The 16,571-nt window shown below is 65.2% G+C and carries 14 protein-coding genes; 9 read left to right on the top strand and 5 right to left on the bottom strand.

Going from position 1 to position 16,571, the window contains the following annotated elements:
• Positions 1–8: 8 nt before the first annotated feature.
• The 6 genes from nth to ACZBJS_RS08030 all read left to right on the top strand — a co-directional run bounded on the left by nth (position 9) and on the right by ACZBJS_RS08030 (position 6,913).
• Positions 9–782, top strand: a complete 774-nt coding sequence (nth, locus tag ACZBJS_RS08055; protein ID WP_200844514.1) for an endonuclease III — start codon at positions 9–11, stop codon at positions 780–782.
• 106 nt (positions 783–888) lie between these two features.
• On the top strand, positions 889–2,034 hold the full coding sequence (locus ACZBJS_RS08050) for an HlyD family secretion protein (RefSeq protein WP_316398092.1): 1,146 nt from the start codon (positions 889–891) through the stop codon (positions 2,032–2,034).
• Positions 2,021–3,649, top strand: a complete 1,629-nt coding sequence (locus ACZBJS_RS08045) for an MFS transporter (RefSeq protein ID WP_316398091.1) — start codon at positions 2,021–2,023, stop codon at positions 3,647–3,649. Before ACZBJS_RS08050 ends, ACZBJS_RS08045 begins: the two co-directional genes overlap by 14 nt.
• Before the next feature lie 140 nt (positions 3,650–3,789).
• A complete protein-coding gene (locus ACZBJS_RS08040; RefSeq protein WP_316398101.1) occupies positions 3,790–4,842 on the top strand; it encodes a type III polyketide synthase in 1,053 nt (350 codons plus the stop codon).
• Positions 4,839–5,351, top strand: coding sequence for an isoprenylcysteine carboxyl methyltransferase family protein (locus ACZBJS_RS08035; protein WP_283066211.1), 513 nt, complete (start codon positions 4,839–4,841; stop codon positions 5,349–5,351). Before ACZBJS_RS08040 ends, ACZBJS_RS08035 begins: the two co-directional genes overlap by 4 nt.
• Positions 5,348–6,913 (top strand): DHA2 family efflux MFS transporter permease subunit, encoded by a 1,566-nt coding sequence (locus ACZBJS_RS08030; RefSeq protein ID WP_410469795.1) that lies wholly within the window; start codon positions 5,348–5,350, stop codon positions 6,911–6,913. Before ACZBJS_RS08035 ends, ACZBJS_RS08030 begins: the two co-directional genes overlap by 4 nt.
• On the opposite strand, the gene ACZBJS_RS08025 is transcribed toward ACZBJS_RS08030, so the two are convergent.
• From ACZBJS_RS08025 to ACZBJS_RS08015, 3 genes are all read right to left on the bottom strand, one after another.
• Entirely contained in the window at positions 6,910–7,662 is a 753-nt protein-coding gene (locus ACZBJS_RS08025) for a sulfate transporter family protein (RefSeq protein WP_316398090.1), read from the bottom strand. The genes ACZBJS_RS08030 and ACZBJS_RS08025 overlap by 4 nt on opposite strands.
• Positions 7,663–7,766: 104 nt before the next feature.
• Entirely contained in the window at positions 7,767–9,179 is a 1,413-nt protein-coding gene (locus ACZBJS_RS08020; RefSeq protein ID WP_057020369.1) for an MFS transporter, read from the bottom strand.
• Positions 9,180–9,507: 328 nt separating this feature from the next.
• Entirely contained in the window at positions 9,508–10,431 is a 924-nt protein-coding gene (locus ACZBJS_RS08015) for a LysR family transcriptional regulator (protein ID WP_076833738.1), read from the bottom strand.
• 170 nt (positions 10,432–10,601) lie between these two features.
• Between ACZBJS_RS08015 and ACZBJS_RS08010 the strand changes: the two genes are divergently transcribed.
• Both ACZBJS_RS08010 and ACZBJS_RS08005 read left to right on the top strand, forming a co-directional pair.
• Positions 10,602–11,771 carry a CaiB/BaiF CoA transferase family protein gene (locus ACZBJS_RS08010; RefSeq protein WP_316398088.1) on the top strand — a complete coding sequence of 390 codons (1,170 nt, stop codon included), beginning with the start codon at positions 10,602–10,604 and terminating at the stop codon, positions 11,769–11,771.
• 7 nt (positions 11,772–11,778) lie between these two features.
• A complete protein-coding gene (locus ACZBJS_RS08005) occupies positions 11,779–12,726 on the top strand; it encodes a hydroxymethylglutaryl-CoA lyase (RefSeq protein WP_316398087.1) in 948 nt (315 codons plus the stop codon).
• Positions 12,727–12,838: 112 nt separating this feature from the next.
• On the opposite strand, the gene nikR is transcribed toward ACZBJS_RS08005, so the two are convergent.
• Positions 12,839–13,276: a nickel-responsive transcriptional regulator NikR gene (gene nikR / locus ACZBJS_RS08000; RefSeq protein WP_076833744.1), complete on the bottom strand. Its 438-nt coding sequence runs from the start codon at positions 13,274–13,276 to the stop codon at positions 12,839–12,841.
• A gap of 147 nt (positions 13,277–13,423) precedes the next feature.
• Here nikR and ACZBJS_RS07995 point away from each other — a divergent pair, with 147 nt between their 5' ends.
• Positions 13,424–15,628 (top strand): TonB-dependent receptor, encoded by a 2,205-nt coding sequence (locus ACZBJS_RS07995; RefSeq protein WP_463438628.1) that lies wholly within the window; start codon positions 13,424–13,426, stop codon positions 15,626–15,628.
• A 3-nt stretch (positions 15,629–15,631) separates the two neighbouring features.
• Here the strand turns inward: ACZBJS_RS07995 and ACZBJS_RS07990 are convergent, their stop codons facing one another.
• On the bottom strand, positions 15,632–16,498 hold the full coding sequence (locus ACZBJS_RS07990; RefSeq protein WP_316398085.1) for a YiiX/YebB-like N1pC/P60 family cysteine hydrolase: 867 nt from the start codon (positions 16,496–16,498) through the stop codon (positions 15,632–15,634).
• Positions 16,499–16,571: the final 73 nt, after the last annotated feature.

Raw genomic sequence — 16,571 nt, 5'->3', positions numbered from 1 at the left:
TCCGGTTCATGGCCAAAATCATCCGCTCTCAACGCGCCAGCACATCAAGCGTTCGTTCCGCACCGAAGAAGAAGCCTGCGAATGCGGCAAGGCTGCTGCCCAAACGCGGGGCAAAGAAGGCCGCCAAGCGAACCGTAAAGTCAAAGCCATGGACATCGGAGGAGGTCTACGAGGCCTTCGACCGGTTCCGCAAAGCCAATCCCGAGCCCAAGGGCGAGCTCGAGCACCTCAATCCCTACACGCTGCTCGTTGCGGTGGTGCTGTCGGCGCAGGCGACCGACGCCGGCGTCAACAAGGCGACGCGAGCGCTGTTCGCGGTCGCCGACACGCCGGACAAGATGCTTGAGCTCGGCGAGGACAAAGTGCGCGACTACATCAAGACCATCGGGCTCTATCGCAACAAGGCGAAGAACGTCATCGCGCTCTCGCAGAAGCTGATCGCCGAGTTCGGCGGCGAGGTGCCGCGCACGCGTGCCGAGATCGAATCGCTGCCCGGCGCCGGCCGCAAGACCGCGAATGTCGTGCTCAACATGGCGTTCGGCGAGCACACGATGGCAGTCGACACCCATGTGTTTCGCGTCGGCAACCGCACCGGGCTCGCGCCCGGCAAGACGCCGCTCGAGGTCGAGCTGGGATTGGAAAAAGTGATCCCGACCGAGTTCATGCTGCACGCCCATCACTGGCTGATCCTGCATGGCCGCTACACCTGCCTCGCCCGCGGTCCACGTTGCGACGTGTGTCTGATCAATGATCTCTGCCGGTGGCCGGAAAAGACCGTCTGAGGCATGATCGTCGTCATGTGCTATCAGGGCGTTCTCGAGCGAAGTGGATGCCGGTCCGCGTGATAGGTTCGTCGGCTATTCCGGTGCGTGATTGAGGGAGTGCGGTGTGGCAGAGCAGGTTGAAGATGGTCCGTCACCCGCCAGCCAGACCGCGCCTGCTGCGGCACCTGCCAAGCCGCAACCTTCGGCAAGCGGCTTCTGGAGCCGTTTCGCGATTCCGCTGTTTGTCGTGCTCGTCGCGCTGGTGTTCGTCGCGGTGGCGACCAGCCGCTGGGATGCCTGGGTCGGCAGCGCCACGATCCAGACCACCAATGATGCCTATGTGCGCGCCGAATTGACCCAGCTCTCCAGCCGCGTGTCCGGCGAGGTGCTCACCGTCGCCGTCTCCGATTTCCAGCACGTCAAGGCCGGCGATCTCCTGGTGCAGATCGATCCGGCCGATTATCAGGCGCAGGTGGCGCAGGCCGAGGCCGGCGTGGTCGGTGCTCAGGCCGTGCTCGACAACCTCAACAACCAGGTCGAGCTGCAATACGCAACCATCGCGCAGGCCGAAGCTGCGCGGCTGTCCGCGGAGGCGCAGCAGACTCTGGCACGCCAGGAGGAAGAGCGTCAGCAGTCGCTGTCGCAAACCGACGCCGGCACGCGGCAGCGGCTCGAGCAGGCGACCGCATCCTACGCCAAGGCGGAGGCCGACGTGCGCGCCAGCCGCGCTGTCATCGCGGCACAGCGCCATCAGCTCGAGGTCCTGCAAGGCACCAAGAAGCAGCGTGCCGCCGACCTCGACGCCGCCAAGGCGCTATTGGCATCGGCCAAGCTCAAGCTTGGCTACACCAAGATCGTCGCGCCGTTCGACGGCGTCACCGGCGAGCGCCAGGTCCAGCCGGGCGACTACGTCAACATCGGCGCCAATCTGATCAACGTCGTGCCGCTGCCGAACGTCTATGTGATCGCCAACTACAAGGAGACCCAGCTGACCAACGTCAAGCCGGGCCAGCCGGTCGAGGTCACCGTGGATACGTTCGCGGGCCAGAAGCTGCGCGGCGTCGTCGAGCGCATCGCGCCGGCGAGCGGATCGCAGTTCGCGCTGCTGCCGCCCGACAACGCCACCGGCAATTTCACCAAGGTGGTGCAGCGCATTCCGGTGCGGATCCAGTTCGACAAGGGCCAGCCCTTGCTCGAGCGCCTGCTCCCGGGCATGTCGGTCGTCACGCGGATCGACACCGGCGAGGCGGTCGCCAATGGCGGAAAGTGACGACCGCGACCGTGGTCCGGTCTCGCGCGGCGACGTCGCGCGCTATCCGCTGTTCGCGGTCGTCGCCGTGCTGCTCGGCGCGTTCCTGGCGAATTTCGACAGCCGCCTGACCTCGGTCGGCTTGCCCGATCTGCGCGGCGCATTCTCGCTCAGCTTTGACGAGGGCGCCTGGCTCTCCACGGCTGCCATCGGCTCGCAGATCTTCGTTGCGCCTGCGGTGGCCTGGCTTGCCACCGTGTTCGGCCTGCGCCGGGTGCTCGGCATTCCGAGCCTGGTCTATGCCGTGGTCTCGCTGACCATCCCGTTCGTGCGCGACTACACGACGCTGATCGCGCTCAGCATCGCCCACGGCATGCTGCTCGGCACCTTCGTGCCGGCGACGCTGATGATCATCCTGCGCAATTTGCCGATCCGATGGTGGCTGCCGGCGATTGCGATGTACTCGATCCGCGTCGGCTTCGCGCTCGACTCGTCGAGCTCGCTGGTCGGTTTCTATGTCGAGCACCTCGGCTGGCAGTGGCTGTATTGGCAGGGCGTGGTGATCGCGCCGATGATGGGGCTGATGGTGTATCTCGGCACTCCGAAAGAACCCGTCAATCGCGACCTGCTGCACCATGCCGATTGGGGCGGCATGCTGCTGCTCGGCGCCGGGGTGTCGATGGTCTATGCCGGGCTCGATCAGGGCAACCGGCTGGACTGGCTGTCGTCGGGCACGGTGATGGCGCTCTTGATCGGCGGCGGGCTGTTGATCGTCGCCTTCATGATCAACGAAATGATCGCGCGCCGGCCCTGGGCGCATTTCAACGTGCTGTTCTCGCGCAATGTCGGGCTCTCGCTGCTCGTCATCCTGCTGTACACGCTGACCAGCCTGTCGAATTCGTCGCTGGTGCCGAACTTCCTCGGCACTGTCGGCGCGCTGCGGCCGGAGCAGTCGGGCGTGCTGCTGTTCATCTACGGCGCGCTGCCGATGTTCGTGCTGGTGCCGATCTCGATCCTGCTGCTGCGCCACCTCGATCCGCGCATCGTCGTGGTTCTCGGCTTCTCGGCGTTCGCGGCCGCCAATCTCTGGGGCACGCAGCTGAGCCATGTCTGGGCGCGCGAGGATTTCGTCGGCATCGTCCTGCTCACGTCGATCGGGCAGGCGTTCACGCTGCTGCCGATCATCATCATGGCGCTGTCGAATTCCGATCCGTCGCGGGCGACGGCGTTTGCGGCCTATATCCAGATCATGCGCCTCGGCGGCGCCGAGATCGGCGTCGCGTTGATGGGGACCTGGCTGAGGGTCCGCGAGCAGATCCATTCCAACTATCTCGGACAGCATGTCCAGAATGGCGATATCGACGTCGTGAACCTGCTCAAGCGGCTTGCGGGTGAATTTTCCGGCCACGGCATCGGGACGGCGACGGGGCGCGCCGTCGGCACGCTGGCGGCGCTGGTGCAGCGCGAGGCCAACACGCTCGCCTATATCGACGGCTTCTGGCTGTGCTTCTGGCTCGCGATCCTGGCGCTGGTCCTGGTCGCCTTCATCACGCGCGCGCCGCAGGGCCCGTTGTCGCCGGCGCCGCTCGGCTTGGTGAAGAGCGCGATGCGCAGGCTAGGCGTCACCGCTTCCTGATTTTCGAAGAGGCGGCGCGGATATCGGCGCCGGGTCAATTTATAGTGAATGCGGCGCTCGCGCGATGTCGCAGGCGTGTTGAAATATTTTGCTCATCGCGCGGTTCCAAGAGCGGGGGAAATGGAGCCACGATGATCGAGATGAAGCAGACGGCCGCGCTTGTTTCCCTGGCGACGGCGGTTCCACCGCATCTATTCCATCAGGGACAGGTCCTGCAGGCCGCGCGCAATCTCCTCGCCGACCGCTATGCCGAATTCGAGACGCTCTCCAGCCTGTTCGCCAACACCGGCATCCAGCATCGCTACGGCGTCAAGCCGATCGAATGGTATCTCGAACGGCGCGGCTGGCCGGAGCGAACGCTGGCGTTCCTGGAGGGCGCGGAGACGCTGTACGTCGACGTGGCCCGCAAGGCGATTGCGCGCGCCGACCTGACCGGCGGGGACATCGATATCGTGGTCACGGTGTGCTCGACGGGTATAGCCACGCCGACGCTGGAGGCGCGCGTCGCCGGCAAGCTCGGTCTGCGGACGGATGTGTCGCGCGTGCCGGTGTTCGGCCTGGGCTGCGCGGGCGGCGTGTCGGGCCTGTCGATCGCGGCGCGGCTGGCCGAAGCGCGGCCGGGAGCGAACGTGCTGCTGGTTGCGCTCGAACTCTGCACGCTCGCGGTCCGGCACGACGAGCTCACCAAGGCAAATATCGTTGCGGCCAGCCTGTTCGGCGATGGCGCGGCCGCGATCGTGCTGCGTGCCGGCGACGGTGGCGCGACGCGGATCGAGGCGACGGGCGAAAAGCTGTGGCCGGATACGCTCGACATCATGGGCTGGACGGTCGATCCGGAAGGATTCGGCGTGGTCTTTCAGCGAACCATTCCGGATTTCGTCCGCGACCATGTTGGACCAGCCGTCGCCGAAATCCTGGCGCGGATGCAGCTGACCGCCGATGACATCGACCGCTTCCTCTGCCATCCCGGCGGCGCCAAGGTCATCGCCGCGCTGGAGCGGGCACTCGCGCTCGATCAGGGCACGCTCGATCACGAACGCGACGTCATCGCGGCTTGCGGCAACATGTCGGGCCCGACGGTTCTCTTTGTTCTCGAACGAGCCTGCGCCAAGGGATTGCCGCCGCGCTCGCTGCTCACGGCGCTCGGGCCGGGCTTCACGCTCAGCTGCGTTGCGCTCAGGCACGCGGCGTGAGCTTCGCGTCGGTTATCCTCTCGCTGGTCACGCTGCAGCGTCTCGGCGAGCTCGTGCTGTCACGTCGCAACACTGAGCGGCTTCTCGCACGAGGCGCGGTCGAGGTCGGCGCCAATCACTACCCGCTCATTGTCCTGGTTCACGCCGGCTGGCTGACCGCGCTGTGGATCTGGGGCCGCGACCAGGACGTCAATCTGGCCGCGCTGGCGGGTTTCCTGGTGCTGCAAGGCTTGCGGATATGGATCCTCGTCGCGCTGGGGCCGCGATGGACCACGCGAATCGTCGTGCTGCCGGGCGCGCCGCTGGTCGCATCCGGGCCGTACCGATATTTCCCGCATCCAAACTACGCCGTCGTGGTCGGTGAAATCGCACTTCTTCCCCTCGCGCTCCACCTGCCGCGATTGGCGCTGATCTTTACCCTCCTCAATCTCGCGGTGCTTGCGGTCCGGATTCGGATCGAGAACCGCGCGCTCTCCGTCTCCGAATGGCCACGCACAAGCACGCCATGAGCAAGGCGGATCACCGAACCGACAGCCCATCGGCTGCGACCTGGGCCGGCTTCCTCCTGATGTGCTTCGGCATGTTCATGGCGATTCTCGACATCCAGGTCGTCGCAACCTCGTTGCCGACGATCCAACGCGCGCTAGCGATCTCGCCGGCGGCGATGAGCTGGATCCAGACCGCCTATCTGATCGCGGAGGTGATCGCGATCCCACTGACCGGCCTCTTCACGCATGCGCTGTCGTTGCGATGGCTGTTCGCGCTTGCGGTGAGCCTGTTCACTGCCGCCTCGGTCGGCTGCGCCCTCAGCGGCGGCTTTGCCGCGCTGCTGGCGTTTCGCGTGCTGCAGGGATTTTCCGGCGGCGTGCTGATCCCCGCAGTGTTCTCCGCCGTGTTCACGCTGTTCCCGGCGCGGCTTCATCCGGTGGCCACCACGATCGGCGGCGTCGTCGCGGTGCTCGCGCCGACCGTCGGACCCGTCGTCGGCGGCTGGATCACGCAGACATGGTCCTGGCCATGGCTGTTCCTGATCAATCTGGCTCCGGGAACGGTGGCAGCCACAGTCACGCCGTTGCTGCTTCCGAGGGAAGGCGTGCAGCTTCGGGCGTTCTCCAGACTGGATAAATGGTCGCTTGTCCTGCTCGCAGCGACGCTCGCAAGCTTCATGATTGGTCTGAAGGAAGCGCCGCAACGCGGTTGGGCCTCGATGCCTTGCCTCGGCCTGCTGATCGGAAGCATCGCGGGATTGACGCTACTGATCCGGCGCACGCTTCGCGCGGCCTATCCGATCGCGCAATTGACGCTTTTCAGGCGGCGTCCGTTCGCGATCGGTTGCGCACTGAGCTTTTGCCTCGGCATTGGCCTGTATGGATCGACCTATCTGATGCCGGTATTCCTCGGTTTCGTCCGCCGCCATGACGCCTTCGAGATCGGCACGATCATGCTGGTCACGGGGGTTGCGCAGCTCGCCGCCGCGCCGCTTGCGGCGATCCTCGAAAGCCGCGTCGGCGCGCGGCGGCTGACCGGCGCGGGCTTCGCCTTGTTCGCGCTCGGCCTCGGCTGGAGCGCCATTCAGCCGCGCACGGCGGATTTTGGCGAGATGTTCTGGCCGCAGGTCGTGCGTGGCGTCGCGATCATTTTCTGCCTGCTACCGCCGACGCGCATTGCGCTGGGCGCCCTGCCGGAGGCGGACATTGCCGACGCCAGCGGACTGTTCAATCTGATGCGCAATCTGGGCGGCGCGATCGGGATCGCCCTGATCGATACCATCCTCTATGGGCGAAGCCCGATCTATGGCGAGGATTTCCGCCTGCGCCTGCTGGCGGGGGATGTCACTGCGGCGCAGGCGATCGGGCTCGATCCGAAGTTGCTGATCGACCGGCCGCCGGGTCTGCCGGACGACGCCACGGTGGCATTCATCCGGCCGTTGGTCGAACGGGCGTCGCTCGCACTCACCGTGAACGAAGCATGGGCGATGCTCGCCTGCGTGGCGATCGTCGGACTGCTGCTTGTACCCTTCGCAAGCGATCGGGTACCGGCATCGCTGCCCGGCCTTCCGGATAACACCTAGACCGAGGACACGTTGGTTCGCCGCGCCGGCTCGAGCAACTCGCGCCGCGGGCCCGACAGCCGCTTGTACATGTGCACCATGAAGGCCATGCCGAACAGCGGCGTCGCCAGATTGACGATCGGGATCGAGACGAAGGCGGCGATGAACAGGCCCGCGGTAAAGACTGTCGCCGCGTTCTCCTTGCGCATCGCCTTGGCGTCATCAGGCGAGCGGAACCGCATCGCCGCAAGCTCGAAATACTCGCGGCCGAGCAGCCAGGCGGTCGCGAGGAAGAAGATGATGAAGCCCGCGCCCGCGAACAGCACGAACGGCAGCGCGACCAGATAGACCAGGATCGTCAGCAGCGCGGTCTTGACGCCCTCGATCGTCGCGAGCGTCACCGGCAGCGCCACGCCGGGATGGTCGGCCGGATAATGCTCGCGCTCGACATGGTCGGCGACGTCGTCGACAAACAGGCTCGCCACCAGCGAGGTGATCGCCGGCATCAGGAAGATGCCGCCGAGCACGACGCCAAGGCCCGCCGAGATCGAGACGATCCAGGACAGCACGTGCAGCGTGGAATGGAAATTGGGGCCGAGCATGCCTTCGGCCCAGACCTCTCCATAGTCGGCAAACCAGCTCAGCAGCCGCTGCAATCCGATCGCCAGCACGGTGATCAGCACCAGCGCGAGCCCGATCGAGCGCCACAGGATCGAGCGCATCGGCGGCGACAGGATTTGCGAAAGCGCCTTGACGGCGGCGGCTAACATGACTGGGTTACCTCTGCACAAATGACCCGCGAGAGGTAGACACCCAATATGGCTTCGGCAAGTGCCGTTTGTGCCGCGGCGAGAGCGTTTTCGAGTGAATTGCTCTAGGCGTCGAGCGGCCTGCCGCGGACGTTCGGTCCCCAGACACCGATGGCAATGATCACGATGACCATCGCCGCGGTGATCAGGCCGAACACGCCGCCGACGCCGGCCTCCTTCAGCATGAACGCCACGATGAAGCCGGAGAAGGTCGCGCTGAGCCGGCTCATCGAATAGACGAGGCCCGCGGCGCGTGCCCGGATCGCGGTCGGAAACACCTCGGTCTGGTAGGCGTGATAGGCGTAGGACAGCGTCATGTTGGCCCCCGTCACCAGCACGCCGCTGGCGATCAGCAGCACCGGCTCGGTGAGCTGCGAGAAGGCGAGACCGAACACCGAGATCGCGGCGGCCGCGCCGCAGATGATCCATTTGCGCTCGAAGCGGTCGGCGAAGGTTGCGGCCAAGAGCGGCGCGAGCGGATAGGCGAAGGCGATGATGAAGGAATATTGCAGGCTCTTGGTGACGTTGATGCCCTTCTGCACCAAGAGCGCCGGAACCCAGTTGGAGAAGCCGTAGACGCCGAATGCCTGGCAGAGATTGAAGATCATGAACAGCACGACGAGCGAGGCGTAGGGCGGCCTGAACAGGTCGGCATAGCCGGTCTCGGCCGGCGCACCTGCCGGCGCCATCGCCGCCGTCGCGGTCGGGCGCGGCGCCGCCGTCGGCGATGCGGCTTCGAGCGTCCGCATGATTGTCTCGGCCTCGGCAGCGCGGCCATGGCGGGCCAGCCAGAGTGGGCTTTCCGGAACGTAGAGCCGCAGCACCCAGATGATCATGCTGGCGGCGGCGCCGATCAGCACGACCCAGCGCCAGCCGTCGATGCCGTGCGGCGAGAGCGGCACCAGCCACCACGACAGCGCGGCGACGATCGGCACCGCCGACAGCATCACCGCCTGGTTGATCGCAAACGCCCGGCCGCGCATCCAGCTCGGCACCAGCTCGGTGATGTAGGCGTCGATGGTGATGACCTCGATGCCGATCCCGATCCCGGCGATGAAGCGCCACAGCAGCAGGCCGCCGGGTGTGGTCTGGCACGCCATGATCACGGATGCGGCGCTGTAGAACAGCAGCGACCAGGTGAAGACCGCCTTGCGCCCGAAGCGATCGGCGAGGAAGCCGAGGCAGAACGTGCCGACGAACAGGCCGGCGAAGGTCGCCGCGACGAAGGCGCCGATCCCGGAGAAGCCGAAGAACGCCTGCGTCGTCGTGGTCATCAATCCGCTGCGGGCAAGGCCCGGCGCGATATAGCCGGTAAAGAACAGGTCGTAGATTTCGAAGCAGCCGCCGAGCGAGAGTAGAATCACCAGCCGCCAGACGTAGCCGGACGTGGGCAGCGCCTCGAGCCGTCGCGAAATCTGGTCGGGTCCGCTTGTCGTGGTGGCGAGATCGGCGACCGAGCCGAGTTCGACGGCGCTCATGATGGTCCTCCCCGAATGGTGCAACGGCCGCCCTTCTTGCGAAGGCGTGCCGGTCGCGCATGTTTGGCAGCCGGGAGCCAGAAATCCAGACGAACATATCGAAGGAATCGTTCGATATTTTCGAACTCAGGGGGGAGGGTTGCATTGATTCACCTTTCAAACGGCTTGTTCAACTGTCGGCCCTGCGAAAGCAGGAACCCATACTCCGCGGCGGGTGTCGTGAAAGGGACTCGTCGTCCCACTGGTGCGCAACTTTGCGGTTCGGTGGTTATGGGTCACTGCTTTCGCAGGGACGACACTGAACCTGTGCAACCACTGGGTCATACATTCAGATCAGCAGCGTCGCCTCCCAGGCACCGCGGCCCACCTGGTCTGCGATCAGGGCGCGGATCAGGCGGCACATCTCCTCCATGACGTAAGTCATTGGGCGGTTGCGCAAGCGGCAAAGATAGAGCGTGCGGGTCAGTTTTGGTTCGATGACTTCGCGCGCGACCAGCGATCGTGCCTTCAATGGCTCGCTGACGAAATGCGTCGTCGCGATCGTGCAGCCCAAGCCCGCGGTCAGCGCGCCGATCATGCCGCTGGTCGAGTTGAGATGCATGATCGCATTGGCCTCGAGCCGCTTCAGCAGCACGGGATCATCCAGCAGCGCGCGCGCCGATAGTCCGTACCGCAACAGGATCAGGGGCAGCCGCGTCACCTCCTCGAAGGTGATTGGCGTTTTCTTCCCGATCAGCTTCTCGGTGCCGACGCAGAACATCTGTTCCTCCAGCACCGGCTCGGCGACCAAGTCCTTTTCCGACGGCGGATTGTAGACCAGCGCGAGGTCGACCTCGGAGCTCAGCAGATGCAGCAGCGTCGCGCCGGAGAGACTCTCGGTCAGCGACAGCTTCAGGTTCGGATATTTCGTCAGCACGGTGCGCATCAGCGGCACGCCGATCGCCTTCATCCCGGAATTGGCCATGCCGATCGAGATATCGCCGGCGATCACGCTGGCGCCTTCCTTGATCTCGCGCTCGGCCGCCGCCATCGCGCGCAGGATGATGCGGGCATGTTCATAGAGCCGCTCGCCCGCCGCGGTCGGTTCCATGCCGCGTGGCTTGCGCTCGAACAGCGGCGTGGCGAATTCGGCTTCCAGATTAGCGATGTGGTGGCTGAGCGCGGATTGCGCGACGTTGGCCTGATCCGCCGCCCGCGACAGGTTGCGCTGCTCGTAAACCGCGATGAAATAGCGAAGCTGGCGCGAATCCATGAGGGTTCAGCGTTCTAGAACCACGAATACTCTATTCGACAGATTATATTTTTCAGATAGCGTGCGGAAGCCTAACCTGCGCCGATCACAAAGCGTTTTCGAGCGAAGCGGATACCGGTTCGCGTGAAGAAACGCGTCAGAACAAGAGCGCAACGAGCACGGAGAAACCGATGACCGGGAACGGACTGCCGCTGGAAGGCGTGAGGGTCGTCGAGATGACCCACATGGTGATGGGGCCGACCTGCGGCATGATCCTGGCGCAACTCGGCGCCGAGGTGATCAAGGTCGAACCGCCCGCCGGCGACAAGACCCGTTCGCTCGGCGGCATGGGCGTCTCGTTCTTCCCGCTGTTCAACCGCGGCAAGCGCAGCGTCGTGCTCGACTTCGCCAAGCCCGAGGACCGCGACACGATGCACCGGCTGCTTGCCAGCGCCGACGTGTTCCTGGAGAATTTTCGCGACGGCCAGCTCGACAAGCAGGGGCTCGGCGCCGAGGAGCTTCGCCAAAAATATCCGCAGCTGATCATCGCCGGCCACAAGGGCTTTCTGTCCGGTCCCTATGATCATCGGCCGGCGCTCGACGAGGTCGTGCAGATGATGTCGGGGCTCGCGGCGATGACCGGCACGCGCGACAAGCCGCAGCGCGTCGGCTCCTCCGCCAACGACATCATGGGCGGCATGTTCGGGGTGATCTCGATCCTCGCCGCGCTCTATCAGAAGCGTGGCGGCGACAGGAGCGGCGCTGACATCCGCATCGGCCTGTTCGAGAACTGCCTGTTCCTGGTTGCCCAGCACATAGTCGAGTACGAGATGACCGGACGCAAGCCGCGCTCGATGCCGGAACGCGAGCATGCCTGGCCGATCTACGACATCTTCGATACCGCCGGCGGCGATCGCATCTTCATCGGCGTCGTCACCGAAGGTCATTGGCAGAGCTTCTGCCGCGAGTTCGGCCTCACGGAATTCGCCGACGATCCGACGCTGCGCTCGACCACGGACCGCATCATGGCGCGCGACCAGATCATTCCGCGCGTTGCCGCGGTGATCAAGGATTGGAACGTGGCGGACCTCTCGGCGAGGCTCGACGCGCTTAACATCTGCTTCTCGCCGATCAACCGGCCGGAGGATCTGCTCGGGGATCCGCATGTGCTGCGTCCCGGCGGGCTGGTCAACAACGTGAACGCCGACGGCAAGCCGTTCCGCGTCCCCGCGCTGCCGCTCGAATGGAACGGCCGCAATATCGGCGAAGGTCTGAAGGTGCCGGTGCTCGGCGCCGATACCGAAGCGGTGCGCGCCGAGCTCGCACAACAGAAGATTTCATCAACCGGAAACGCTGCGTGAGGCTGACATGACCCGTGTCCACGATATCTATCCCACCGACAAGGTGAGCCTGCGCGAGGTCGGCCTGCGCGACGGGCTGCAACTCGTGAAGACGTTCCCGTCGACCGCGGCGAAACAGCGCTGGGTGCGCGATGAATACGCCGCCGGCGTACGGCATTTCGAGGTTGGCTCGTTCCTGCCGGCCAAGACCTTCCCGCAATTCGTCGATGTCCGCGACGTGGTCGCCTCCATCGCCGCGCTGCCCGGGGCGCACGGCGTCGCGCTGGCGCTGAACGAGCGCGGCGTCAACGAGGCGCTGGCCACCGGCGTTGCCGAAATCGCCTCGGTGGTATCGGCGACCGAGGAGCACAGCCAGGCCAACGCCAACCGCTCGCGCGAATCCGCGATCGAGAACATCAAGCGGCTTTGCGAGCTGCGCGATGCCAGCGCGCACAAGCCGCTGGTCAATGCCGCGATCTCGATGGCACTGGGCTGCTCGATCGTCGGTCCCGTCGATCCGAACGAGGTGCTGCGCCTCACCGAGAAGCTCTACGAGGTCGGCGTCGACATGGTCGCGATTGCGGACACGGTGGGTTATGCCGGGCCGAAGCAGGTCGGCGAGCTGACGCGGGGCGCGGTGAAGATCGCGGGATCGAAGCCGGTCTGCGTGCATCTGCACGACACCCGCGGCATGGGCATCGCGAATGCTTCCGCCGCGCTCGATGAGGGCGCCCGCGTGCTCGACGGCTCGCTCGGCGGCCTCGGCGGCTGCCCGTTCGCGCCGGGCGCCACCGGCAATGTCGTGTTCGAGGACCTCGTCTTCCTCTGCGAGAGCAAGGGATTTCCGACCGGCATCGATCTCGATCGCCTGGTCGAGGTGCGCGCGATCCTGAAATCGGAGATGCCGAACGAGGCGCTCTATGGTGGCCTCGCCCGCGCCGGCCTGCCGCGCGGCACCAAGGCGAGGGCGGCGTAGCGTATTCATTGCGTAGACCGGATGGAGCGAAGCGAAATCCGGGGCCTCGCGCCCGCGGACGGAGCTTCCCGGATTTCGCTGCGCTCCATCCGGGCTACGAGACGACACGCTCTCAATCGTGCCCGTGCCCCCGCTTGCGCGGCTTCTTGTCCGGGGCGGTCGGGATCATCACCACGCGGCCGTAACGCACGCCGCGTTCGGCGATGACGTGATCGGCGAGATGGCGGACCTCGCTGCTGGCACCCTTCAGCGCCGTCACCTCCATGCAGCTGTCGTCGTCGAGATGGACGTGCAGCGTCGCCAGCGACAGGTCGTGATGGCCATGGAAATTCTGCACCAGCCGCTTCGACAGATCGCGCGCGGCGTGGTCGTAGACATAGACCAGCGCCGCAACGCACTGCCCTGACGGCGCCTCTTCCGCGCTCTGCTGCAAGCCGGCGCGTGCGAGATCGCGGATGATCTCGGAGCGGTTCTGATAGCCGCGCGCCTCGGCGGCGGCGTCGATCTCCGCGAGCAGGTCATCCTCGATGGTGATGGTGATGCGTTGCATGGATTATCCGTGGTGGCTCGATTGCCTGGCGGTATGACATTTTTCTTGTAACGTCATACTGTGCTTGCTAGCGTCGCTTTGCCGAGGTTGGTTGGACTGGTGCGGTCGTCGCGTGACTGTAACAGGTATCATGCGGGGGCATGGGCGTTGCGTCGTACTGCATGGCGGATATTTCCCGCCGCCGCGTCCATTGCAGCATTTGCGCCGGCCGCCGAAGCGCAGGCGGTCGCCACCGTGCCCGGCCAGTTGCCGCCGGTGACGGTAACGTTGCCGGACCAGGCGCCACCCAGGCACGCCAGACCGTCCCGGCGTCCGCGCCATGTCGCCAGCGGCGGCCGCAAGCCTGCCGCGCTCCAACCAAGTCAACCCACCGCTGCGAGCGACGGAATCACCGGCGGCTCGGCGACCGTGTCCGAGTCCGATCTGCAACCGACCGCCGCCAGCGCGCGGCAGATCAGCGGCGACGAGGTGAATGCGCGGCCGATCTCGCGCGTCGGCGAAGTTCTGGAGGTGGTGCCGGGTCTGATCGTCACTCAGCATTCCGGCGAGGGCAAAGCCAATCAATATTTTCTGCGCGGCTTCAATCTCGATCACGGCACTGACCTCGCCATCACCGTCGACGGCATGCCGGTCAACATGCCGACCCATGGTCATGGCCAGGGCTATGCCGACATCAATTTCCTGATCCCGGAGCTGATCCGGTCGATGGATGTCCGCAAGGGTCCATACTACGCGGACAAGGGCGACTTCGCTTCCGCCGGCGCGGTCGACATCAATTATCTGAACGCACTGCCGAAGAACATCGCCGAGCTGACGGTTGGCAGCTTCGGCTATCTGCGCGCGATGACAGCCAGCTCGGCCAAGGCCGGCGATGGCACGCTGCTCGCAGCCTTCGAGGCCAACAAATACAATGGCCCGTGGGACGTGCCCGACGACATTCGCAAGCTCAACGGCGTACTGCGCTATAGCCAGGGTACCGCGACCGACGGCTTCTCGCTGACCGCGATGGCCTATTCCAATGGCTGGAATTCGACCGACCAGGTCGCGCAACGTGCGATCGACCAGGGCCTGATCGGCCGTTATGGCACGCTCGATCCGACCGATGGCGGCACCGCCAGCCGCTTCAGCCTGTCCGGCAACTGGGCGCAGTCCAGCGACTACGGGCAGAGCAAGCTCAACGCCTATGTGATCCGCTCGTCGCTGCAGATTGACAACAACTTCACCTATTTCCTCGACGACCCCGTCAACGGTGACCAGTTCAGCCAGACCGACAGGCGCACCGTCTATGGCCTCGACGCCAGCCATGCTTTCGACCTTCGTTTCGCCGGCGTCGATACGCAGACCCGGGTCGGCGTGCAGACCCGCTACGACGACATCAATGTCGGTCTGTTCAAGACCGTGCAGCGCGAGATCCTGTCCAGCGTGCGCAACGACCAGGTGCAGGAGGGCAGCGTCGCGCTGTGGGCCGATACCACCGCGCGCTGGACCGACTGGCTGCGCACCACGGTCGGCATCCGCGAGGATTATTTTGCCGGCCATGTGCTGAGCGACACGCCGCAGAATTCCGGCAACGCCCAGGCGGCGATGACGAGCCCGAAGGCCGGCATCGTGCTCGGCCCCTGGTCCAGGACCGAGTTCTACGGCAATGCCGGCTTCGGCTTGCATTCCAACGACATCAGGGGCGCGACCATCACCGTCGATCCCAATGACAAGGTGACGCCGCTCGAGCGCGTGCCGCTGCTGGTGCGCTCGAAGGGCGCCGAGCTCGGCATCCGCACCAGGGCGATCGACGGCCTCACCTCGTCGCTCGCCGTGTTCGTGCTCGATTTCGATTCCGAGCTGCTGTTCGTCGGCGATGCCGGCACCACCGAGCCGAGCCGGCCGAGCCGGCGCGTCGGCGTCGAGTGGACCAACCAGTACAAGCTCTTGCCGTGGGTGAGCCTCGATTTCGACCTCGCCTATACCCGCGCCCGCTTCACGGATGTCGATCCGGCCGGCAATTTCATTCCGGGTGCGCCGGCCTGGGTCGCCAGCGGCGGCGTCACCTTCGGCCGCGAGACCGGCTGGTTCGGCAGCCTGCGCGCCCGCTATTTCGGCCCGCGCCCGCTGATCGAGGATGACAGCGTGCGCTCGCTGTCGTCATTCATCGTCAACGCCCGCGCCGGCTACAAATTCGACAACGGGATGCGGCTGCAGCTCGACGTCCTCAATCTCTTCAACGCGCAAACCAACCAGATCGAATACTACTATCTGTCGCGGCTGCCGGGCGAGCCGATCGATGGCGTCGCCGACCGCCATGTGCATCCTGCCGAGCCGCTTGCCGTTCGGCTGACGCTTGCGGCAACGTTCTGATCGTCACACCGGCGCGCGACCTTCGGCGGTCATTTCCGCAGCCGGAAGCGCCGTCTCTTCGTCAGTCGCTTCAGGAACAAGCGGCGGCGACTTACGTTCTGGAAACACACCGAATTCGCCCGCCACCTCCTGGAGCGGCTTCTGCTTGTCGGCCCAGTGCAGGGCCGTATAGTCGAAACCGTGCACGATGGTGGGTTTGACGACTTCGAAATAGGGCGAGATGTCGAAATCGCGAGGCATGTAGAGCGAAGAATCGCGGATATGCAGGATCTCGCGGCGCGCCTTGCGGCTGGCGGCGCGCGTGATCTTGGGCAGGATCGGATAGCGCACGGCGTCGAACGCCTGCGCGATCAGCGCCGAGCAGATGATCTTGGTCGGATCGCCGGAGCCGAACGCGATCATGCGGCGGCGCCAGCGCTGCGGGATCGGCAGCGGAAACAGATAGCGCGCGAGATCGACGATGTTCTTGGTGTCGTAGCCGAAGCCGATGCGGTTGATGGCGTAGCGGCACACCGTGGTGCGGTCCTCGAACGACAGTCCGACCGGACGGCAGAGGCGGGTGTGGTAAGCGAGATATTTCGACAGCGGCGCGGAGGTCACGCCTTCGCCGATATTGGCCTCGATCAGCACATGCTGTTCGCCGTCAGGCTCGAACGCGCCGTCGATCGGTCCGACAAACAGCGCGGCGTGCGACCAGGTCGACTGCGTGAGGTATTTGATGATGCCGGAAATCCGGTTGTTGCCTTCGACCAGCAGCACGTCGCCGGGCTGCATGATGCTCCGCAGATGGTCCGGATCGCTCGGCGTGAACGGCTCGTAACCGGGGACTTCCTTCTGCAGGTTACCGACGGTATCGAGCATTACGCCCATGGATTCCCCCCAGCGGTTCTATGACCGCTTGTGTTTCACTTAATCATGGTCGCAAGCTGTTGCAATTTAGTTC

This window comes from Bradyrhizobium sp. KZN70725 (assembly GCF_055264925.1).
This window is presented reverse-complemented; position numbering and strand designations above follow the sequence as displayed.